This is a genomic window from Propionispora sp. 2/2-37 (assembly GCF_001298735.1).
Classification (GTDB): domain Bacteria; phylum Bacillota; class Negativicutes; order Propionisporales; family Propionisporaceae; genus Propionispora.
On record NZ_CYSP01000005.1, the window covers coordinates 223,686 to 245,258 of the forward strand.

Genomic DNA, 21,573 nt, shown 5'->3' on the forward strand with positions numbered 1-21,573 from the left:
GATGTTTATGTCAATCATTAACTTCATTATCACCAATGTGTTGACGCAGGCGGCTATTACCATCGCGTTGATTGCCATGCTGGGACTCATTCTGCAAAAAAAATCGGTTGGACAGACCATTGCCGGGACATTTAAAACGTTATTGGGTTTTCAGGTATTATCTGTGGGGGCAGGCATCATTGTTGGCAGCTTAATTTATTTCGGCAAGATTTTTACGGAAGGCTTTCATATGCAGGGTATTATTCCCTCGATCGAAGCCATCAACGGGCAGGCGATGAATGAGCTGGGACTGGGAAGTCCGATTGCCTTTACCTTCCTGGCCATCTTTATTGTAAATATTATCATTGCGCGGTTTACCAGGTGGAAATATATCTTTTTGACCGGCCAGGCTATTTTATGGATGGCTACCATGTGCACGGTGTTTGGCTACAGCGCAGGCTTTAGAGGCGCGACGCTGATCGTGGTCGGCGGTATTGTCGGCGGTATCTTTGCCGTAGCCATGCCGGCCATTGCCCAGCCTTTGATTCGCAAGATCACCGGCAGTAATGATATTGCGCTGGGCCATTTTTGTACAATCGGCTATTTGTTTGAAGCCGCAGTGGCTAAAGTATGCGGCAACCCGGAAGAGTCCACGGAAGATATCAAACTGCCGAAAGGATTTGAATTTTTACAGGATACCTATCTGTCCGTCATGGTAGTCATGGTGCCGCTCTATTTAATCACCGCATTTTTTGCCGGTCCTGAATTTTGCGCCACCTTGTCCGGACATACCGATTATCTGGTACACGCGTTCTTGCAGGCCATCCAGTTTGTTGTCGGGGTCTATGTACTGTTAGCCGGTGTACGCTTGATTTTAGCGGAAATCGTGCCCGCCTTCCGCGGCATTGCCATGAAGCTGGTGCCCAATGCCATACCGGCCCTGGATTGCCCGGTGCTGTTTCCCTACGCGCCGCATGCGGTCATTATCGGCTTTGTTACCACTACGATTGGTACGGTGATCGCGATGTTTGTTTTGCCCATGTTTGGCTTGGCTATGATCCTGCCGGGAATGCTGACTAACTTCTTTGCCGGCGGCACAGCCGGAATCTTTGGCAATGCGACGGGCGGCAAACGCGGAGCCATTATCGGCGGCGTGGCCCATGGCTTCTTTATCACGCTGCTGCCGGCGCTGCTGGTAGGCGTATTCAGCCAACTGGGCTTTGCCAATGCCACGGCAACCGATGTGGATACCGTGGCCGCCGCGCTGCTGTACGCGTGGATTATCAGCCCGCTGATGAGTATATTCTAAAACAAAGAGGGGATTGTAGTTGTTTTTCTTTAAGAAGAAAACAAAATCGGCGCAGGCCGGGGACAACGAGCAAACGGCCGTGGTCGATCCGGCCCTGCAGGAGCAGGTTGTAGAGCTGAAGCAAAGGCTGGAAACAGCCGAAGGGGATTTGCGGATTGCTACGTTAAATGAACTGGGAAGCAAACTGTTTGCTTTGGAAAACATTGATGAAGCCATTCAATTCTACGAAACGAGTATTCAGGAAAACCGTACGCTGGGCAAGGCGTACACGGACTTACTAAAGCTATACAACGTAAAAAGAAAACAAGCCGCGGAACAAAATGACGATGATAAGCTGCAGACATATCTCAATAAAATCGACGATTTAATGAAGCTGTCAAAAGACGTTATCCGCGGTTTGGAATGAAGGAAAACGCAGGACGCTTCAGGGAGACAGGAGGATATCATATGTATACTACACTGAAAAAAGTAACGGAAAAAGCGGCGCGCTTAAACTTTACGGTCGGCGCATTCAATATGCATAACCTGGAAATGCTGCCGGCCATGATTCGGGCCGCAAAGGATATGGGGTCCCCCATTATTATTCAGACGAGTGCAGGTACGGCGGAATACATCGGCTATGGCGTGATCACCAGTGTATGCAAATATCTGGCGGACTATGAAAGCGCGGAAGTCGTGCTGCACTTGGATCATGCGAACCGTTTTGCGGATATCCGCAAAGCCATTGACGCGGGCTATTCCTCGGTGATGTATGACGGTTCGGTGCTGAGCTTCAAAGAGAACGTTCTCAGAACCCAGGAAGTGGTTGCATATGCCCATGCCAGAGGAGTATCGGTGGAGGGAGAACTGGGAACCATCGGCGGCACGGAAGACGGGCTTGCCGTGCAGGGGCAGCAAAAAGCCTACACCAATCCGGAAGATGCCAAGCGCTTTGTCGAGGAGACAGGCATTGATGCCCTGGCTGTCGCGGTCGGGACCCAGCATGGGCAGTATCAGTCAAAAACCGAATTAAACATCCCGTTATTACAGAAAATCCATGAAACCGTGGATATTCCGCTGGTCATCCACGGCGGCACCGGCGTCAAGGACGAAGACATCCGCCAATGCACAAACCAGGGTGTACGCAAATTTAACGTGGGCACCGAATTGCTGGTCGGCTGGACGCGGGAAGCGGCGAAATGGTTCTCGCAAAGCAAGGAGAATACTTCCCTGCGGAAAAATATCATGCCCTGTAATGAAGTGGTTGCTAATGTTATTAAAAATAAAATCGGCATCTTTTTAAACGCATAGCAGGACGATGAATGGCAGGGTGTTATCTATCTGGCGGATGGATAGCACCTGCCTCATTTGCGGAAAGGGCAGTACCTATGAAAAAGACACTCATCTTGCTGGCGGGCTTTCCCGGTACGGGCAAGACCTATCTGGCAAACAAGATACGAAACTGGAAGCCTGATTTTATCACCGTATCGCCGGATGCGATAAAAGAAAAATTCTGGGATGAACTGGGCTTTACCAACCTGGCGGAAAAAGAACACGCCATTCAGCTAAGCTGGGAGTATTACTATACACAACTGCGCGGGCATATGCTGTCCGGCACACCGGTCATTTCGGATTACCCCTTTAGTGACAAGCAAAAGTCAACCCTTTCCGGTTTGGCGGAGCAGCACGGCTATCAAGTCATTACGCTTCGCTTAACAGGAGACTTAGACGTTTTATATGAAAGACAAAAACAACGGGATCTCGATCCGGAAAGACACCTGGGGCATATTCTCACCAGCTATCATTATGGACAGACGCTGACTAACCGGAGCGAAGCGGACGGTCTATTGGACTACGATGAGTTTATCCGGCGTTGCCGCACACGCGGGTACGGAGAATTCTCCATAGGCCATCTGATTGAACTGGACAGGACGGATTTTGATTCGGTCGACTATGAGGAGTTATTTGTGAAATTACAGGAACGGCTGGAGTAGCTTTTGGAATGTTTTTTGGGGGAGATAATTCTTCCCTGGCTAGTCAAATTCGTTCCATGTTAAAGGTAGCTCCTAACACTAAAATTCCTGCCAATTTTTATTTAAAATTGGCAGGAATTTTATTTTAACGTGAGAGGGCTATTGTCTTATCAATCCATGAATTTTGAGCTAATCCTAGTTATTTCATTTTTAAATCAATGCCGCTTTTTTTATTCTTATAGATAAGTTCTGCTAATTGTACGGCTTGCGCTCCAGCTTCTATGGGAGGAATCCCGTTCTTGTAAATATTGGAAATCAGGTTTCGCTGGGCTTCCGGTTTGTCGGAGCTGGCTTGATAAGCCATATAAATGCTCATACTTTCATTTGTTATAAGGCCTGGCCTTTCACCGATAAATATAATGCTTAGCATGGCATTGAGATATTCACTGATTTTGTCCATTGTGGCCACTCTGGCGTATTTTACAAAGATTGGCGTACCCATGATATAACCAGCTGATTTCAAGCCATCCTCAAGAATTTGGTAAGTGTCCGGGACATTGTGTTCAATCGCATAGGCACTGAGACCATCGCCAATGATAATTTGTACATCAATGTCATGGCGGCATTTTTCTTTGATAAAAGCGGCTGTTTCCTCCGAGAAGCGCCGGCCGAGGTCCGGGCGCTTAATGTATTCTGCTTTGTTTTTGGCTAATGTTTGCACTTTTATACAGCCAAGTTGATCAATTGTTTTTTCGTCTACATGTTTCCATACGGCATCCATAGCCGCTGCATGATCAGAAAGATAGCGCAAATAGGTTTCTGTGCGCAGGGAAGTGCCGCACCTTCCAACACAAACACGCGCATTGGTTGCTCTTTTTATCCGCGCGCAGGCTTCCTGGTCCAAAGGATTAGTAATGGTTACACGTGAGGTATAGTCAACTTGAGAAATATCATAAATTTCTTTGTTCATCCTGACTGCCTCCTTAGCGCATAAAGATAGATGGATCGCCGGCAATTTTTGTCAAATGCCCATTTTCCATAATGCCAAGTCGCTCCATTGCTTCCTCAAATTCTTTGATAGGATGTTTACCCAAAGCTTCTCTGATGGTGGCAATATCATGAAAGCTGGTTGTTTGGTTCATGAGCATGACGTCATCTGCCACCGGTATACCCATAATAAACGTACATCCGGCAGTGGCGGCAAGCATTGCCAAATTATCCGAGTCATTTTGGTCGGAATTCATATGATTTGTATGACAGCAATCGATTCCCATCGGCAACCCGGAGAGTTTTCCCATGTAATGATCCTCTAAGCCGGCACGGCTGGTTTGCTTACCGTCATATAAGTACTCCGGCCCCATGAATCCGACGACTGTATTCACAAGGAAAGGGTGGTATTTTTTTGCCAAAGTATAGCAACGTGCTTCCAATGTCACTTGATCTGCTCCGTGATTGGCTTCTAAAGCCAGTTCAGACCCCTGCCCTGTCTCAAAATACATGAAATTCGGACCGGTAGAGGACTTCTTTTCTTTCATGAGAGCATATGCCTCGTCCATCATGGCAATAGAAATACCAAAGCCCGTATTCGCGTCTTCCGTTCCCGCTAAACTTTGGAACATTAAGTCCATCGGAGCTCCGGCTTTTAGCGCAGCCATTTGTATGGTTATGTGTGATAACACACAGTTTTGTGTAGGTATGTCCCATGTTAACATGAAATTTTTTAGTTCTTGCAATATAGTGATAGTCGAATGAACACTGCCGGAAGCCGGGTTGACACCAATGACAGCATCGCCAACGGCGTAGCTCATTCCTTCCATCGTGGAGGCCATGATTCCATCAATATCATCGCGGGCATTATTGGGTTGAAGTCTTCCGGCAAAAACTCCCGGGAGACCGATCGTCGTATTACAGGTAACTGGATTGATGATTTTCCGGGCAACATTGATTAAGTCCATATTGCCCATCAGTTTGGCTGTTCCAGCAATCATTTCCGCAGTCAATCCCGGCATGATTTTTTTTATTTTGCCTGGGGATTCGCGCAATAGATATTCGCGCAACTGCCCAACGGTCATGCTTTTGATTTTTTCATAAACCGTGTTATCCAGTAAATCCAGGCCAAGCCGGCTGATAGAATCCTTTTCTGGTGGAATAACAGGATTTTGTTTCAGTTCTTCTAAAGTTAATTCGGATAATACAACTTTGGCAGCAACGCGTTCTGCAGCAGTTTCAGCAGCAATTCCCGCCATTTGGTCACCGGTTTTTTCTTCGTTGGCCTTAGCCAACACATCTTTTGTATCACGAAAGTTATATCTTATGCCAAGCAGCGTTGTTCTCAACATTATTTTCCACCTCGGTCCACAATCAGTATGTTTATAATAGTACAGGATTAAAGAAAATTAAATAGAATAAATCGGAAATTGAAGAAGCTGTCAACCTTGTGTTGAGAATGACTTAATGATATAATCACAACTAAAATAATTGACAGTTGGTAAATCATTTTACTAATTTTTTGTGCTATGGCAGCCACATTTTCCGCAAGGGAAAGGATGGCTTTTTTTGTTTTTTAGCAAGATTGAAGATTGCTTTTGATGAAAAGTATTAATTTATTATCGCAGAAGTTTTTTAGACTGGAAGTGAAAGCATGAAGATCAAAAATATAAATTATGTTGCATTTCAACCCGGTTTCGAGAAATTCGCCAATACTTATCATGGTTTTATTCCAGCGCGAGATAGTTTTCTTCAGCAAAATGTTTCGGATTTTTATGAGATAAAAAATGGGAATTTTTCTGAGAAATCCATTGTCACAATACCGGATGGTTGTACGGATATTATGTTTGCGTTTGATGGTAATGACATGAAGATTTATATTAGTACCGGAGTCCGGGTAATTAAGAAATTTTACTTTGGATCATTGGCGTATTTGTTTGGTATCCGTTTTAAACCGGGTTGTACGTATCACATCTTTCGTGAAAAAATAAAAAAATTTGTGCACAAGCCGGTGAATGCCAATCATATTTTGAAAGATAGCCATATGATTGCCGAAAAGATGGCTTTATCTAAAAATTTCAATGAACGTATCCGGATTGGGGAAGAATATCTTAAGAAAAATTTGCTGGAACAATCTATGCAGGGAAATTTACTCGATTATTGTGTAAAAAGCATCTGTGATGCGAATGGTAACATGCAAGTTACAAACTTTCAGCAGACACGGGATATACGACTCGCTATATAAACCAATTATTTGGTGATTACGTAGGACTTTCTCCCAAGATATTTTGTGAAGTTGTTCGCATGCAGCATGCGATGAGGAATATCAAGAAAGCGGCCTATTTGTCTTTTGCCGATATTGCCAATAATTCCGGCTATGCGGATCAATCGCATATGAACCGGAATTTCAAAAAGTACATATTGCATAATACAAGCATAGTAAAAAAAGATAGTTTTCTTACCTTGACGAAAAATGTCGATCAAATATCCTTTTTGTAAAACAGTTCTGTTTTGTTCTAGTCTAGCTCTATAGCTGCCGTTAGAATAACATATAAGCAATGGCGCTTCCCAAGATGACAACAGTTGGGAAGCGCCTCTATTTTTTAAGGAGATGGTGATATGGGAACTGACGCTAACCCCAATAAGCTGGTACGAGTGCTCGGCTTATCAGAATGCATTACCATTACCGCAGGAGCGGTTATTGGTGTTGGGTTATTTACTGTGGGTGCTTCTACAGTAGGAATTATGGGAAGTTCAGTTATTTTAGCAACGCTCATTGCCTTTTTACTGATTTTGTGGCCGGCGGCCATATACGGTGAATTAGGCGCTGCGCTTCCCTATGCAGGTGGAACTTACGCTTATGCCAAGAGAGGAATTAATTATCCCACGGCAATATTTTGCAGTTGGCATTACACGGTGGCGCAAATAGGCATAGGCGGCGCAGAATCCTTAGCTTTTGCCAACTATTTTGGATGGCTCCTGAAAGGATTGGGCATTTCGTGGGAAATTGACAGCCGTGTATTAGCTTGTATATTAATGCTATTTTTTGTATTTATTAATTACCGTGGTATTAAAATAGCCGGTAAGTTACAGAATTTTTTCATGTTCTTTTTTTGGGCAGGCTCACTTATCTGGTTTGCCATGGTTTTAAGAAATATAGATTTTGGTGTATTCTTACCGATATTTTCAGGTATTCCGGGAGAAGTAACAGCATTTGCCAAAGTTGTGGTAATGGTATGGTGGTGCTTTGCCGGGTTTGAAACCGCAGTTGGTATGGGGGCGGAAATAAAATTCCCACAAATAACAATCCCACGTGCGTTGACTTTGTCGCCGTTAATCGTTTTTGGAGTGAATGCTCTATTTCAATGGTTCCTCCTGGGCATCACTCCTTTGGCAGAGCAGGCATCATTAGCCGCTGCGGAGGCTCCCTTTGCCACCGCCATGCAAATTGCCGGTATTGCTGGAGTTCCTTTTGTAGTTTTATGTTTAACAATAACACTGGGCGGGGATTTTTCGACGATGAATCCTTGTGTAGCCGGTCCGGCACGCTATATGTATGTAATGGCCCAGGATAAATGCTTTCCCTCCGTATTTGGCAAAATACACCCCCAATATAAAAGTCCATATATTTCCGTATTGGTTGTTGGTGCGGTAGCAATGCTGTTGATACTTACCGATTCTATCCCGATCATAGCTGCTATGTGTGCGTTCTCACAAATGGTATGCTATATCATAGGCTTTATATCCTATTTGGGGCTTTATAAGAAAGAACCGGAATTAAAACGCCCTTATCAGGTCCCTGCAGGGAAATTGGGTGCGGTGATTAGTATAATAGCGTATTTGATTTTAATGGTTCTTGCTGTGGACTGGAGTGCATTGCCTTATAATATAGGCTTGTCTGTTTTGTGTATACTCTACTATTTATTGGCAGTTAGACAAAAACATAATGCGTATCAGGAATCAGTAGAAGATGATTTTTCTTCCATGCCGGATATGATACCAACAGTTGAGGAAAAAAACGAACTGGATAGGCAATATAAAAAGTGGCGCATTGGATCGTATAGTGTGTTCTGCTTTGGTATGCTTTTGTTCGTGATTGGCTATATATACCGTTAATTATGAATCGCTCCGGCATACGATGCAGTTGTTTGCATCGTATGCTGGTATTTTAACTTTGTGAGTGGATGCAATGAAAAGCGAACTGTTAAGCGTAGGAATGGATATAGGAACATCGACTTCACAACTAATTTTTAGTCGTTTATTGCTGGAGAATGTAGCGACTACGTCGGTACCGGAAGTGAGGATTCTCAGCAAAACGGTCATTTACAAAAGTAAAATTTATAGTACACCGCTTACAGCAGAGGGCCTTATTGATGTTCATGCTTTAAAAAATTTTATTGCTGCCGAATACCGGCAAGCAAAAATAAGTAAAGAGACTATTGCTACAGGGGCAATTATCCTTACAGGAGAAACTTCCCGTAAGGATAATGCGCAGCAAGCGCTACATGCGTTAGCAGATTTCGCAGGGGATTTTGTGGTAGCAGCAGCCGGACCTGATTTGGAAGCGATTTTAGCAGGGTGTGGTGCCGGGGCAAAACATATTTCTAGAAAAAATACCGGAAATGTAATGAATTTTGATATTGGTGGTGGAACCACTAATGCTGCTATATTTTATGATGGGAATGTTATCGATGTATTTGCTCTGGATATAGGTGGACGTACAGTAAAATTTGATAAACAAGGGAATATAACATATATTTCAAACCGTTTATCATCTTTCCTTGCAGAACGGGGATTGCATTTACAGATAGGAAATAAAGCGATTCTCAGTGAATTGAAGCAACTAACCGATGCGATGGCCCGAATTTTATCCTGCCTAATTAAGGGGAAAAAATTATCCTTGGCTGAAAAATCATTATTTATCAATCATACCTGTCAGGGGATAGTGGCGGATACTTATATGTTTTCCGGCGGTGTAGCGGAATTCATTTATAGTGATTATATAATTGAGACTTTGGATGATGTTATGGTATACGGAGATATTGGACCGCTTTTAGGTGTTTCCATTAGAGAAGCCCTTGGCACAAAGGCGCTGATTCCTAACGAAAAAATAAGAGCTACCGTGATCGGAGCAGGAAGTCATTCTGTAAAATTAAGTGGCTCCACAGTATGTTTTGCTGAAGAAGCTCTTCCGTTAAAGAATATACCTGTTTTGAAACTGAATGAGTGCGAAATGTCTGCAATGACGAAAAATATTAAACGCAAGGCAAATTATTACGGCAATGTGCCGTTAGCAGTCGCTTTTTCGGGCAGTAATGCTCCTGCTTATTCAGAGATAAAAAAGATCGCGACGGAAATAATAGAAGGAATGACAGGCAATTCCCATATAGTCATAGTGATTGTGGAACACGATTTTGCCAAAGCGTTGGGGTTGGTATTGCGGAATCTATTGAATAAACAAAAACAAGTGATTTGTCTTGATCAAATCAGTGTAGAAGATGGAGATTATATTGATATTGGAAAGCCTGCAGCAGAAGTAGTACCGGTTGTGGTTAAGACATTGATATTTAAAAGTTGATAGTAACGGAATTTGTAGGCTTAGGTAATTTAATGCCGTAAATCCTCATTGTATTCGGGAAGAATAGATGATGACATTCCTCGTGATAGGTTATAGATCATGGGGAGTGTCTTTTCCTTTTTCGGCCGTTTAATCCCTGAGCATTATAGGACACCAACCTGGTGAATTATGAACGGTTGCGAAGGAGTTAGCTATATAGTGTCGTACTAAAATAATGGTGGAGTTGACGGTGCAAAATTATTAAATATAAAATGAGGAAATGATCGTGTTCGCCTCATTTTAGGAACGGATAGGGTTATGGCAGTTCGCTGTATGGATCTTATGGAACTACAGACATTTCAACAACTTTCTTTGGTAGGCGGGATGGGCGGCCTGGACAGGATCGTGCGCTGCCCGTATGTAACACTGACGAATTCGATTGCCAAGTGGGTCCGCGGCGGTGAATTGATGTTTGTCTCCGGGATAGACCTGCGCTGCAGTGAGGAAGAACTATATAATCTTCTCCATGAAAGCTATACCAAGAATTTAGCGGGAGTCGTGATTCTGGTTCGCGCAGAAGATACGGATGGCATTTCGCCGCAATTGATTGAGCTGGCAAATCAATTCTGTTTGCCTTTATTTTCGATGCCGTATGAACTTCCGCTTGTAGAAATAATTGAAGAAATCAACAATTTCATTATTCAAACCAAATTAAAAGAGCAGTTTGACAATGAACTGATGTTGATGCTGTTTGATTCTAACGGAGTCGATACCGATGCGGTGATTGCCCGGGGGACTTATTATCACTATAATCTGACAGGTTCACACTGCGTTGCTGTGATCTCCATGCAAAACATACAAGCTAGCTTTCGTACCGATGAATTTATGTTAGTCGAAAAGGCTATGAAATATATGGAGTCGGTGCGGAGCCTTATTGCTTTTATTTGCAGGAACAACGGCTGGCAGGTGCTGTCAATGGTCGGTTCCGGTTCCGTCATTTTGTTGTTGCCGTTCGCCACCCGCCAAGCGGTTACGGCGATGTTGTCTGAAATTAAAAAGCAAATTGTCAAGAATTTCGATAGTCCCTGCATTCAGATTGGTGTAGGGCAGGAATATGAGCATTTAAACGAGGTAAAGCGAAGCCGGCTGGAAGCGGAGCGAGCGGTTCTGGCGGTTGACGAGCAACATGACGGCATTGTTTTCTATCAGGATCTGGGGATGTATAAAGTGCTGTTTGAAGTAGGCAATGAGGCTGTCCTGCAAAACTATGTCGAAGAAATATTGGGAAAAGTGCTAACGTACGATAAAGAAAATCATACCCACCTTCTGGAAACATTAGCGGTATATTTAACAGAAAACTGTAATCTGGTTCGAACGGCGGAACGGCTGTATATTCATCGAAATTCCCTGGTCTATCGTATCCGCAAGCTGGAAGAAGTCACCGGCTATGATTTCTCTTTGGCCGGGATTCGCGATTGCTGTAGACAGGCTATCCTTGTAGCAAATTTTTTAAATAAGAAGTTTAGGTAAAGAATTTGTTCTTTTCGTACAAGCAAGCCGGCTATTTTTAGTATGCATCGTACGGTGACTGCGCTAAGCAGCTGCTATATAATAGGTACAAATTATTCTCATGCTGCTTACGCTTGGTTGTGCCTGAATTCTTAGCGGCATAGTTGTCTACGGGGGAGTTTTATGCTGATAAAAAACGCGAAGCTTAGAGGAAAACAGGGATTATGGCAAATCCTCATACAAAACGGCAGTTTTGTCGAGATTGCAGAACAAATTGCCGGCAATGAGGAAGACGTGTTGGACGCAGGCGGTAAACTGGTGATTCCGCCCTATGTGGAACCGCATATTCATTTGGACTGTGTGTTTACCGCAGGCGAGCCCAGATGGAATGAAAGCGGCACGCTGTTTGAGGGAATTGAACTTTGGGCCGAACGAAAAAAAATGATTACCATCGATGATGTCAAGAAAAGGGCCAAAAAGGCCATTCAATTGCAGATTTCCCAGGGAATACAATTTGTTCGCAGCCATGTGGATACCACAGATCCTGAATTGACAGCCCTGAAAGCCCTGCTGGAAGTGAAAAAAGAGGTTCAGGAATTTGTTGATTTGCAATTGGTAGCTTTTCCTCAGGAAGGGATTCTATCGTTCCCTCGGGGAAGCGAATTGCTGGAACAAGCCGTAAAACTGGGGGCAGATGTTGTCGGGGCCATTCCCCATTATGAATTTACACGGGAATATGGTGTGGAATCGGTAAAAATCGCTGTAGCACTTGCGGAAAAGTACGGGAAACTGGTTGATATTCATTGTGATGAGATTGATGATCCCAGTTCGCGCTTTTTAGAAACCGTAGCAGCCGAGGCGCAGCGGCTGGGCTTAAAGGAAAGAGTATCGGCAAGTCATACCACCGCCATGCATTCCTACAATAATCCGTATGCGCATAAGCTGTTCCGGCTCCTGCAGCTGGCTGCCATCAATATTATTTCTTGTCCTACCGAAAACATCCATTTGCAGGGACGCTTTGATACCTTTCCGAAGCGTCGGGGGATGACCAGAGTTAAGGAATTGGTCCAGAGCAACATTAATGTCGCCATTGCCCAGGATTCTATTATGGATCCCTGGTATCCTTTGGGAACCAATCATCCGCTGCGGGAATTAGATATGTGCATCCATGTGTGCCAAATGATGGGATATGGGGAAATCATTCGTTCACTGGACTTAGTGACGGAAAACGGTGCGAAAGCATTGCGGGTAGAGCATGAATACGGCATTGAACCCGGAAAACCGGCTAATTTGCTGATCCTGGATGCGGAAGATGAATTTGACGCCATACGCAATTTGTCCTGCGTACTGTATTCCATCCGTAAAGGCAAGGTGATTCTCAAGAGAATACCTGCCCAGACCGACATGCAGAGGATAAGCTAATAAAACGAATATCTATAATTTATGACAATGAAGTCATGGTAAAGCATACGCTTGGACCATGACTTTCTTAATGATTATGTTACTATGGGAGGTTTTATTTGTATGAGTGAAGTGAACACTAGTTTTTCCACGCCGCCGGCGAAAGAGTACAGTGCGGTTGAACCTGTTGCGATGCAGGACCGCAATATGGATTCTTGGGATATGTTTGCCACCTGGATTGGGGCCAATGCCAACAACGGAACCTGGTACGTCGGCGGTGTGATTGCCGCTACCTGCTTCATACCGTCGCTATATGTGACGGCCCTGGCAAACCCTATTGCCTACATCATTATGGCACTTGTAGGGTTTATCGGGTTTAAAGTAGGTGTTTCGACAATGGCCCTCACCCGGTTTACCTTTGGAATCAAAGGCAGTTTCCTGCCTTCCTTGTTAAACACCACCCAATTCATCGGCTGGACAGCGGTGAATACCTATATTGCGGCAATTTCGGTAAGTTTTGTGCTAAAGGAATTGTTTGGCTGGCCGGCTCTCGGCGAACCGGGCGGCAATAGCACCATGTTAGCAGGCATTGTGATTATGAGCGTATTGCATCTTATTTCTATTGCCGCCGGCCATAATTCGGTGAAGCTCGTGGAACGCATCGGTGTCGGGCTGGTTCTTTTACTGGCTGTCTGGGAAACGGTGGTGGTTTTTCAACAGGTGTCTTTAAGTCAAATCCTGGCCTGGAAACCTCCGGCGGATAAAGTGCTTCCGTTTGGATCGGCCATGGATATCATGGCGGCCTTCAGCCTGGGCTGGGTGCCGGCCATTGCCGAATTTACCCGCTATTGTAAAACGAAAACCTCAGCTACCTGGATACCCATGATTGGCGCTAATATCGGACTGTTCTGGTTTACACTGATTGGCAGTGTGGTTACCATCGGAGTTGCGATTTCGACCGGGAACTATGACCCGAATAATTCCGACCCCAGCGGCATTGTAAGCAAGCTGGGTTTGGGAATCGTGGCATTTTTAGTTATTATTATTACCAGCACCACCGCCAACGCCATCAATTTAATGGCGGCGGGAATTTCTTTGACCAATATGACTGCAAAAGTGAAAGCTCTTCCGGCCTTATGGGCGGTAACGTTGATTGCGGCCATTGTTACTACGATACCATTATTTATAGGAAGCTTTTTGCATTCCTTTATTCTGTTCCTGGACTATATTGGCATGGTGTTTGGCCCGGTTTTTGCGATTGTAATCGTTAATTATTATCTTGTAAATGCCAGGCAGTACACGGTCTCCGATGTTGATCAAAAGGATGGGCGCTATTGGTTTACCGGTGGTTTTAATTGGCGGGCTATCCTTGTTTGGTTAATTGGCGTTGTTTCTTTCCTATTCTTGCGGGAGGTTTCCATATGTGTAGAAACCATCGGGGCCACTTATCCGGCAATGCTGCTTACCGGTGTGATCTATTATTTCGCCGCTAAAAGCCGGAATGAATAAGCACGAAGAACATAGTGCAAAAGTTCTAAATATGTTTAGATTTGTTCACAGTATTGACATATTTTATCATGCAAACTAAAATGAAAACAGATATTATGCAAAATAAATGAAAACTTCATGATGAACAGGTGCCGAAAGGCTTAATAGGGAAATCGGTGAAATGCCGATGCGGTCCCGCCGCTGTAATGGGGAGCGGATTACAATATGTCACTGAGCAATCGGGAAGGCGTAATCAAGCGAAGAACCAGAGCCAGAAGATCTGCCTGTTTGAAAATCACCGTTATACCTGCGAGCGATGGGAAGGGGATTAATTTCTAAATCGGTTTTTAACCGGTCTATTCGTTTTTCCTGTTTGTCATAAAGCAACTTTTCTATTTCTCCTTTGGGGGAAATCAGGGAAGTTGCTTTTCTTTGCACGGTACTATTTTGCATATATTAAAAACAAGTAGATGGGGAGATGCTGTGTGAACAAGTCAAGAAAAACGAACAGAAAGGTAATGCTTACGTCCGTGATTTGCAGTGCGCTGATGTTGAGCACTACCGTAATGGCAAATGCGGAGGAATACCGGTTAGATGAAGTGGTGGTAACGGCCAGCAAAACAAAAGAAGCAGGAAATCCCAATATTACCGGCGGCGATGTCAATGTTGTTACGCGTGAAGACATTGAAAAACATAACTATACCACGATTGAAGAAGCGATAAAAAAGATCCCCGGTGTACAGGTTGCCACACCAGGATACCGGGGCGGCGAATATGGCTATGCAAATTATAATACGGAGGTCAGCATTAATGGCGAAAATAATATTGTGATTCTCGTCGACGGCAGGAGGATCGATAATGACGTCATGTCTTATGCCGGCAATAAATCAAAGGTGAATTTGAGCACGATTACCGGCATAGATAACGTGGAAAGGATCGAAGTTATCAAAGGAAGCGGCTCGGCAATCTATGGCGCCGATGCGGCAGGCGGCGTCATCAATATCATCACGCGTAAAGGGGCGCAACAGCCGACTACCACGCTAACGCTGGAGAGCGGTTCCTGGGGACGGCACAATTACTCCCTGACGCATTCCGGTTCGAGCGATGACGGTTCATTAAAATATTTTATGGCTATAGGACGCCAGATGAGTAAGGATTCAAAATATAAGGATGCGTATACCGACAGCACGCAGCAATATTACAATACCGGTTATCGGGATGAAAATGGTTCGGTCAATATCGAAAAGAATTTTGACGCTAATCATAGCTTGAATTTTTCATTCTCCCATACCTACGAAAAAGCGCATTATCCGATCACCGCCGCAGACTATGCAAACATTGATCGTTTATATAACGGAACGCTTAGCACAACATCGACTTCGCCGGGATACCGCAACTGGTTCCTATATGATGCCTGGCTTGGTTCCTATACAGAAACGAAGTCCAATGACGTTGATTTAAAATATACGTTTGAAAAAGATCAGGATAATTACTTGGAAAGCTTTATCCGTGTATACAAAAACTATCGCTGGTATAATACTGCCGATTATTCCGATTTGTGGGGCACGCAGTATCCTGATCTTACGGAAGATGACTGGGCAGCGGCAAAAGCCTCAGGGAATTTGCATACGGATATCGAAACGGTAAAAGGTGCGGTATTGCAGGTCGGCAGGCAGTTGGATAACCATAGTGTTACCTCGGGCATTGATTATAGGCATAGCGAATATGAAGGGACTACCTCATCGAGAAGATATGACTCAGACCGTGATTCTTTAAGACTATTTTCTCAGGATAAAATAAAGGTGAGTGACAAATTTACGTTTACGCCGGGGCTCAATTACACCCGTTACGGCAGTACCAGCTATAACAACACGAAATACAGCACGGGAGTAACGACCAGTTCTTTTGGTGATGCCACCAACCGGCTGACTTTTTCGTCGTTTGCCAATTATCAGGCGAATGACAGCACCGATGTATACTTCTCCTGGGCGCAGATATTTAAGCCGGTAAGCGGGCTAGACTATTCGCGCCAGTCGGCAAGCGACCCGTTGGAAGACGAAAAAGGAACCTCCTGGACGATTGGCACCCACAAAACGTTAAGCAATAAAGATTCGCTGAATATCAGCTATGGGGTTACCGATATGAGTAATGCGATTGCCCGCTATTCCATTCGCAATTCGACCGATGACGGCTGGGAAACCAAAGCGGTCAATGCGTCGCGTAAAAAGAAAGCGTTTAATACGGGATATACGCATGCCTTTGATACGATTTGGAATCTAACCGCATCGTATGCTTACGTTGATGAAAATTATCATACGAAACGCACTACGATCAATCCGGACGGAACCAGTGCCGAACAACTGATTAATGCATTCCGGCCGAAAAATGTATATCAGCTTGACCTTGGCTATGATAAAGGAAAATGGTCGGGCGATTTAGCCTATACGGTGTATTCGGGCTGCGACAAAACCTATTTTACGGATAACCGCTTTGGGATTGTTGACATCGGCGTTAATTACAAACTAACCAGTCAGACAAAAGTATATTTCAAAATGAATAATGTACTCAATACGGCCTATGAGACCAAATCCATTTCTGCCTATGGGACAGGCGCTTTCCCGCAGCCGGGACGTAATTTTATGCTGGGGGTTAATTATACCTTTTGATGGATGGCGTTGCCGGTACCTAAGAAAGGGCAGCCTTAATGACGCCCTTTCTGCTATTTTTTTGACAGGCAGGTAGTAAGCATGGAATTTTTAAAATATGGGTTTTATTTGCTGGTTATCACTCAGTTGCTGACAGGCTGCGCCAGTAATACCGGCAGGATAACGCAGGAAGCGGGAAAAAACGGTGTCGTGGTAAGCAACTATAACTCCCGGCAGCAGCAGGAAAATATCTATTTCACAGCAGCTCCCCGCAGGGTGGTGGCTGTATGGCAAAACTCGGTGGAAACGTTGCTGGCCCTGGAACTGAAGGACCGCATTGTGGCGGCCATCGGCGTGCCGGATGCCGATTGCATTAAAGAAGAATACCGGGCAGATTACCGAGCGCTCCCGATTGTGAGTCCGCAAAACCTGGACTGCGAAAATATTCTTATGCTGGAACCGGATTTTATTTTAGGCTGGTCATCCACTTTTACGGAAAAATCAATTAAGACAACGGATTTCTGGCACAGCCGGGGTGTCAATACCTATATGGCGGAGTCGTCCTGCGGCTTTAAACAAGAAAAAAGGATAGAGGATGAATATCGCTATATCTTGGATTTGGGCCGGATATTTTCCCGGGAAGAGCGGGCCAACCAAATTGTGGCCCAAATGCAGCAAGAGATTGCCAGAGTCCGTGCCGGGACGCGGGATAAACCCAAACCAAGGGCATTGATACTGGAATTTCTGGGAAAGGATATCCGCTCGTATGGCCAAAACACCTTGGCAGGGGATATTCTGAACAAAGTCAATGGTGAACTGGCAGATGCAGAAGACACGATAAGCTATGAGCGGTTAATTGAAATTAATCCGGAGGTGATATTCCTGGTTGTGTCAGAAGACTATTATAAGGATCATGATTTTTTAGTAGATAAACTAACCGGAAATGATGCCTTGCAGGGAGTAGCGGCGATAAAAAATAAACGGGTGCAGGTGGTACCGCTTTACTGTGTGTATGGGAGCGCCACCAGAACCATTGACGGCATAAAGCTATTGGCTCGGGGCTTGCATCCGGAGCTTTACGGGGAGAAGAAAGCAGAATGAGGGTAAAAAGTATATGGGTGTTATTTGCTTTTTTGTGCGTTGTACTGTTCATCGCCATGTTTTGTGCGTTGCATATAGGATCGGTTAGTCTTCCGGCAGAAAAAATATGGAGTGCTTTATTATCGGAAGTCCGGGGAACAGAACCTCACGGGCCTGTGCATGACATCATCTGGCTGCTGCGGCTGCCCCGGCTGATACTGGCGGTATTCGCCGGAGCGGGTCTGGCTGTCTGCGGCGTCATCATGCAGGCGATAGTCAAAAATTCGCTGGCGGACCCGTATATCATGGGAATCTCAGCAGGAGCCTCGCTGGGAGCGACAATGGCGATATTATTAGGGGCCGGAATTTTTCTGGGCGGGAATGCTGTTGGTATATGCGCCTTTGCCGGAGCGTTTGCCGTTTCGATTCTTGTATTGGGAATAGCGAATATCGGAAGTCCGGCGAATTCGGTAAAATTGTTGTTGTCAGGCATGGCTTTAAGTGCGGTATGCTCGTCTTTTTCCAGTTTTATCGTTTATTTTTCGAATAATAAAGAGGGCATACAAACGATCGCCTTTTGGCTCATGGGAAGCTTTTCCGGGGCAAAATGGGATGAACTCATGGTGATCATACCCCTAATGGTTTGCGGCATTGCTTTTTTCTGGTCACAAAGTAGAGTATTGAACTTAATGCTGCTGGGTGACGCTGCCGCGATAACGCTGGGCACCGACTTGCGCAGCTATCGCCAATTTTATCTGCTGATCAGTTCCATCATGGTAGGGTTTATCGTATATGCTGCGGGAATGATTGGTTTTGTCGGCTTGCTGGTTCCTCATATGGTTCGGGCGGTAAGCGGCACAAATCATAAATATGTTATTCCGTTATCGGCAGTAACCGGAGCCATTTTAATGGTGGCGGCGGACGGGATCTGCAGGAGCCTGATTCCCAAAACGGAAATTCCGGTGGGGATTATTATATCGTTAGTCGGCGCTCCGTGTTTTGTTTATCTAATGGTCAAAAAGTCGTACAGCTTTGGGGGCGGAAAATGAAGGTAACGGTTGAAGGCGTATCATTACAGCTTGGCGATAAACAGGTGCTGCAGGATATTTCGTTTCAGGTCAATAAGCGGGAGTTTATCGGGATCATAGGCCCGAACGGCAGCGGCAAAAGCACCTTGCTGAAGTGCATATACAACGTGTTAAAACCGGATGCGGGAATCATTACAGTTGATGATCTGTATTTAAAAGACCTGAAATTGAAGGAAGCCGCGTTAAGATTAGCTGTGGTGGGGCAGCATAACAGTTATGATTTTGAATTCAGCGTGGAAGATATCGTCCTGATGGGACGCGCTCCGTATAAAAAAATGCTCGATTCGGATACCGCCGCCGACTATGAAATCGTAAAAAACTCGTTGGCTCTGGTGGGAATGACGGGAATGGAAAAGCGGAACTTCTCCACATTGTCCGGCGGCGAACAGCAACGGGTAATTGTAGCCAGGGCGCTGACGCAACAGACGAAGTGCCTGATTTTAGACGAACCGACAAATCATTTGGATATAAAATATCAACTGCAGCTGATGGAGATGATTAAAAAGCTCCATTGTACAGTGATGGCAGCAATTCACGATCTAAATATCGCGGCTTTATATTGTGACCGGTTGCTAGCAATAGAAGAGGGAAGGATCATCACCATGGGAACAGTGGAAGACGTGTTGACCCCGGAATTCATCAACAGCTTGTTTGGCGTTAAGGCCAGAATCGTAAACGATAGGGAGAATAATCAATTTCATGTTTTATATCAGCGGCCATGATGGAGTGTTTATAGCACAAAAGGGGTTGCCTCTCGCTTCTCCATTGAATTTTTTGTAAATTTTGGGGATTTTAGGGTGAGGAGTGCAGGACTTTAGTCCTATACTAAATAATTGGTAAAATATTCATAGGGATTGATTTAAAGAAGATATGCCGGGAGGGATTTCGATGATTCAGGGAATATGCTTAGGTAATATTATGGTTGACTGCGATGATGAAACCAAGCTATGTGAATTCTACTATAAATTACTTGGATGGGAAAAACGCAAAATGTTTGGTCGTCCCGCATTATGCAACGAAAATGGAATTGTATTTCTATTTATCGAAGAAGAGAATTATGTTCCACCTATCTGGCCGGAAGAAAAAGAAAAGCAGCAAAAACAAATGCATTTCGATTTTCAGGTGCCGAATGTTGCAGCAGCAGTTAAATATGCTAAGTCTCTCGGCGCTATTAAGGCAACATCACAATTTGGAGGTAGTGAGTTTGTTACCATGATAGATCCTGCCGGACATCCGTTTTGCCTTTGCGCCGAAGATAATATGGCTTGATATGCCGATATGAGTCATGGACAATCTATAATTGATCCATAAAATCTTTTTTTCACTATTACTCCATTTAAAATAAGTAAAGCTTTACGGTTCGGTTTAGCTGTAAGACTTTTTGTAGCTCACTTTAATAAAAACAAGCGATCAAATCATATCCGGTTTGATCGCTTGTTTTTTATGCTAGTTGCCTCTTTTTTGGGGTTATTGATAAATCTGAAGATATCCTTTGATAAAGTTTTCTTAACAGGGCCGTTTTTGTACGACCTTTTTTGTCTTTTCATCGAGATAGTTACGGATTTACGAATTTTCCAATGAATTTTTTGTAAGTTTTGGGGATTTTAGGGCGAAAAGTGCAGGACTTTAGTCCTGTACCAGAGAATTGGTAAAATATTCATAGGAATTTCCAATACATTGTGTTTTTTCTATTAAGTATTGCTATTTTTGTCATAAAGTGAGGGCGATGAATAGTGATTAAAATTGGCAAGAAAACCATTATTATTAAACAGGGCGATATCACTGCGGAAAGCACCGACGCGATTGTGAATCCCGCCAATTCAAAATTGCAGCACGGCGGTGGTGCGGCACGGGCCATATCCGTTAAAGGCGGAGCGGAAATTCAAAAACAAAGCAACGATATTATTAAAAAGATTGGATCAGTACCTGTCGGTAAAGCCGTCATTACCGATGCAGGAAACTTGTCTTGCAAGTTTGTGATACACACGGTCGGACCACGGTGGGGAGAAGGGAAAGAGCACGAAAAATTAAGGAAGGCCATTATGAGCGTTCTTACGTTAGCTGAGCTATATAATTTGAAGTCTGTTTCCATACCGGCAGTATCAAGTGGCATTTTTGGTTTCCCGAAAAAAGATTGCGCTGAAATACTGATAAAAACTGCATACCGATTTTTACAACAAGATGAAGTAGGTCTTGAGCATATTATCATGTGTAATTTTGATAATGAGACTTATCAGATATTTTTGCAGGTGGGGAAAAAGTTTAGTGAAGAATTATTAGAACTGTAATTCTAATTTCTATAAATACTGCAGCCTTTAATGGAAAAGGGGTATGTATCGGCTGATAAGAGTTCCCGTGCAATTTTAATTCAAAAGGAATTATTTGCCGCTGATGGTAAGGTTCTTGCGATTATTTCAGCTAATCTATATAGTTTTTGCGTATATAAAGCAGAAATTAATTGGTCAATATTAACGGAAGGACTTACTTTGCCTGTTGAAAGTCAAGTTGTATTTTCACGTAACATGGGAAAGTTTGTGCAAAGAGAGAATTGAAAAATAACTTTTATACCGAAAAAGTT

General features: G+C 44.1%; 20 protein-coding genes and 1 riboswitch. Of the genes, 18 read left to right on the forward strand and 2 right to left on the reverse strand.

Annotated features, from left to right (window positions below; translation table 11 throughout):
- The first annotated feature begins 7 nt into the window (after nucleotides 1-7).
- The 4 genes from P22_RS07190 (at nucleotide 8) to P22_RS07205 (ending at nucleotide 3,261) form a co-directional block, all read left to right on the forward strand.
- On the forward strand, nucleotides 8-1,288 hold the full coding sequence (locus P22_RS07190; RefSeq protein ID WP_054259552.1) for a PTS sugar transporter subunit IIC: 1,281 nt from the start codon (nucleotides 8-10) through the stop codon (nucleotides 1,286-1,288).
- A gap of 19 nt (nucleotides 1,289-1,307) precedes the next feature.
- The gene (locus tag P22_RS07195; protein ID WP_054259553.1) at nucleotides 1,308-1,694 is read left to right on the forward strand and encodes a hypothetical protein; all 387 of its coding nucleotides are present in this window, start codon (nucleotides 1,308-1,310) and stop codon (nucleotides 1,692-1,694) included.
- Nucleotides 1,695-1,735: 41 nt separating this feature from the next.
- Nucleotides 1,736-2,578, forward strand: coding sequence for a class II fructose-bisphosphate aldolase (locus tag P22_RS07200; protein WP_054259554.1), 843 nt, complete (start codon nucleotides 1,736-1,738; stop codon nucleotides 2,576-2,578).
- 77 nt (nucleotides 2,579-2,655) lie between these two features.
- The gene (locus P22_RS07205) at nucleotides 2,656-3,261 is read left to right on the forward strand and encodes an AAA family ATPase (RefSeq protein WP_054259592.1); all 606 of its coding nucleotides are present in this window, start codon (nucleotides 2,656-2,658) and stop codon (nucleotides 3,259-3,261) included.
- A 178-nt stretch (nucleotides 3,262-3,439) separates the two neighbouring features.
- Here P22_RS07205 and eutC read toward each other — a convergent pair whose 3' ends face one another.
- Both eutC and eutB read right to left on the reverse strand, forming a co-directional pair.
- On the reverse strand, nucleotides 3,440-4,210 hold the full coding sequence (eutC, locus tag P22_RS07210) for an ethanolamine ammonia-lyase subunit EutC (RefSeq protein WP_072169782.1): 771 nt from the start codon (nucleotides 4,208-4,210) through the stop codon (nucleotides 3,440-3,442).
- A gap of 13 nt (nucleotides 4,211-4,223) precedes the next feature.
- On the reverse strand, nucleotides 4,224-5,579 hold the full coding sequence (gene eutB / locus P22_RS07215; RefSeq protein WP_235814582.1) for an ethanolamine ammonia-lyase subunit EutB: 1,356 nt from the start codon (nucleotides 5,577-5,579) through the stop codon (nucleotides 4,224-4,226).
- Between the two features lie 302 nt (nucleotides 5,580-5,881).
- Between eutB and P22_RS07220 the strand changes: the two genes are divergently transcribed.
- The 14 genes from P22_RS07220 (at nucleotide 5,882) to P22_RS07285 (ending at nucleotide 21,547) form a co-directional block, all read left to right on the forward strand.
- Nucleotides 5,882-6,472: a DUF6597 domain-containing transcriptional factor gene (locus tag P22_RS07220; protein ID WP_054259556.1), complete on the forward strand. Its 591-nt coding sequence runs from the start codon at nucleotides 5,882-5,884 to the stop codon at nucleotides 6,470-6,472.
- Entirely contained in the window at nucleotides 6,469-6,726 is a 258-nt protein-coding gene (locus tag P22_RS07225) for a helix-turn-helix domain-containing protein (RefSeq protein ID WP_082378426.1), read from the forward strand. Before P22_RS07220 ends, P22_RS07225 begins: the two co-directional genes overlap by 4 nt.
- A 120-nt stretch (nucleotides 6,727-6,846) precedes the next feature.
- The gene (locus P22_RS07230; protein ID WP_054259558.1) at nucleotides 6,847-8,343 is read left to right on the forward strand and encodes an APC family permease; all 1,497 of its coding nucleotides are present in this window, start codon (nucleotides 6,847-6,849) and stop codon (nucleotides 8,341-8,343) included.
- Nucleotides 8,344-8,416: 73 nt separating this feature from the next.
- The gene (locus P22_RS07235; protein WP_054259559.1) at nucleotides 8,417-9,805 is read left to right on the forward strand and encodes an ethanolamine ammonia-lyase reactivating factor EutA; all 1,389 of its coding nucleotides are present in this window, start codon (nucleotides 8,417-8,419) and stop codon (nucleotides 9,803-9,805) included.
- 312 nt (nucleotides 9,806-10,117) lie between these two features.
- Nucleotides 10,118-11,314: a PucR family transcriptional regulator gene (locus P22_RS07240; protein WP_054259560.1), complete on the forward strand. Its 1,197-nt coding sequence runs from the start codon at nucleotides 10,118-10,120 to the stop codon at nucleotides 11,312-11,314.
- Between the two features lie 162 nt (nucleotides 11,315-11,476).
- Nucleotides 11,477-12,715, forward strand: coding sequence for a cytosine deaminase (gene codA / locus P22_RS07245; protein ID WP_054259561.1), 1,239 nt, complete (start codon nucleotides 11,477-11,479; stop codon nucleotides 12,713-12,715).
- 102 nt (nucleotides 12,716-12,817) lie between these two features.
- Complete coding sequence (locus P22_RS07250; RefSeq protein ID WP_054259562.1) at nucleotides 12,818-14,203, forward strand: cytosine permease; 1,386 nt, start codon at nucleotides 12,818-12,820, stop codon at nucleotides 14,201-14,203.
- A gap of 109 nt (nucleotides 14,204-14,312) precedes the next feature.
- Nucleotides 14,313-14,485, forward strand: a riboswitch (cobalamin riboswitch).
- A gap of 182 nt (nucleotides 14,486-14,667) precedes the next feature.
- Nucleotides 14,668-16,848, forward strand: a complete 2,181-nt coding sequence (locus P22_RS07255; protein ID WP_054259563.1) for a TonB-dependent receptor — start codon at nucleotides 14,668-14,670, stop codon at nucleotides 16,846-16,848.
- An 81-nt stretch (nucleotides 16,849-16,929) separates the two neighbouring features.
- A complete protein-coding gene (locus P22_RS07260; protein WP_054259564.1) occupies nucleotides 16,930-17,928 on the forward strand; it encodes an ABC transporter substrate-binding protein in 999 nt (332 codons plus the stop codon).
- Nucleotides 17,925-18,956, forward strand: a complete 1,032-nt coding sequence (locus P22_RS07265) for a FecCD family ABC transporter permease (RefSeq protein ID WP_054259565.1) — start codon at nucleotides 17,925-17,927, stop codon at nucleotides 18,954-18,956. Before P22_RS07260 ends, P22_RS07265 begins: the two co-directional genes overlap by 4 nt.
- Nucleotides 18,953-19,717 (forward strand): ABC transporter ATP-binding protein, encoded by a 765-nt coding sequence (locus tag P22_RS07270; protein ID WP_054259566.1) that lies wholly within the window; start codon nucleotides 18,953-18,955, stop codon nucleotides 19,715-19,717. Before P22_RS07265 ends, P22_RS07270 begins: the two co-directional genes overlap by 4 nt.
- A 166-nt stretch (nucleotides 19,718-19,883) precedes the next feature.
- The gene (locus P22_RS07275) at nucleotides 19,884-20,264 is read left to right on the forward strand and encodes a VOC family protein (protein ID WP_054259567.1); all 381 of its coding nucleotides are present in this window, start codon (nucleotides 19,884-19,886) and stop codon (nucleotides 20,262-20,264) included.
- 464 nt (nucleotides 20,265-20,728) lie between these two features.
- Nucleotides 20,729-21,283: a macro domain-containing protein gene (locus P22_RS07280; protein ID WP_054259568.1), complete on the forward strand. Its 555-nt coding sequence runs from the start codon at nucleotides 20,729-20,731 to the stop codon at nucleotides 21,281-21,283.
- Between the two features lie 30 nt (nucleotides 21,284-21,313).
- Nucleotides 21,314-21,547, forward strand: a complete 234-nt coding sequence (locus P22_RS07285) for a hypothetical protein (RefSeq protein ID WP_054259569.1) — start codon at nucleotides 21,314-21,316, stop codon at nucleotides 21,545-21,547.
- Nucleotides 21,548-21,573: the final 26 nt, after the last annotated feature.

What these genes read in the sequence shown, in the direction of transcription:
- P22_RS07205 (WP_054259592.1), top strand. Translation starts at nt 2,656, where the DNA reads ATGAAAAAGACACTCATCTTGCTGGCGGGCTTTCCCGGTACGGGCAAG.
- P22_RS07275 (WP_054259567.1), top strand. Translation starts at nt 19,884, where the DNA reads ATGATTCAGGGAATATGCTTAGGTAATATTATGGTTGACTGCGATGAT.
- P22_RS07260 (WP_054259564.1), top strand. Translation starts at nt 16,930, where the DNA reads ATGGAATTTTTAAAATATGGGTTTTATTTGCTGGTTATCACTCAGTTG.
- codA (WP_054259561.1), top strand. Translation starts at nt 11,477, where the DNA reads ATGCTGATAAAAAACGCGAAGCTTAGAGGAAAACAGGGATTATGGCAA.
- P22_RS07230 (WP_054259558.1), top strand. Translation starts at nt 6,847, where the DNA reads ATGGGAACTGACGCTAACCCCAATAAGCTGGTACGAGTGCTCGGCTTA.
- P22_RS07190 (WP_054259552.1), top strand. Translation starts at nt 8, where the DNA reads ATGTCAATCATTAACTTCATTATCACCAATGTGTTGACGCAGGCGGCT.
- P22_RS07270 (WP_054259566.1), top strand. Translation starts at nt 18,953, where the DNA reads ATGAAGGTAACGGTTGAAGGCGTATCATTACAGCTTGGCGATAAACAG.
- P22_RS07240 (WP_054259560.1), top strand. Translation starts at nt 10,118, where the DNA reads ATGGATCTTATGGAACTACAGACATTTCAACAACTTTCTTTGGTAGGC.
- eutC (WP_072169782.1), bottom strand. Translation starts at nt 4,210, where the DNA reads ATGAACAAAGAAATTTATGATATTTCTCAAGTTGACTATACCTCACGT.
- P22_RS07285 (WP_054259569.1), top strand. Translation starts at nt 21,314, where the DNA reads ATGGAAAAGGGGTATGTATCGGCTGATAAGAGTTCCCGTGCAATTTTA.
- eutB (WP_235814582.1), bottom strand. Translation starts at nt 5,579, where the DNA reads ATGTTGAGAACAACGCTGCTTGGCATAAGATATAACTTTCGTGATACA.
- P22_RS07250 (WP_054259562.1), top strand. Translation starts at nt 12,818, where the DNA reads ATGAGTGAAGTGAACACTAGTTTTTCCACGCCGCCGGCGAAAGAGTAC.
- P22_RS07235 (WP_054259559.1), top strand. Translation starts at nt 8,417, where the DNA reads ATGAAAAGCGAACTGTTAAGCGTAGGAATGGATATAGGAACATCGACT.
- P22_RS07220 (WP_054259556.1), top strand. Translation starts at nt 5,882, where the DNA reads ATGAAGATCAAAAATATAAATTATGTTGCATTTCAACCCGGTTTCGAG.
- P22_RS07200 (WP_054259554.1), top strand. Translation starts at nt 1,736, where the DNA reads ATGTATACTACACTGAAAAAAGTAACGGAAAAAGCGGCGCGCTTAAAC.
- P22_RS07265 (WP_054259565.1), top strand. Translation starts at nt 17,925, where the DNA reads ATGAGGGTAAAAAGTATATGGGTGTTATTTGCTTTTTTGTGCGTTGTA.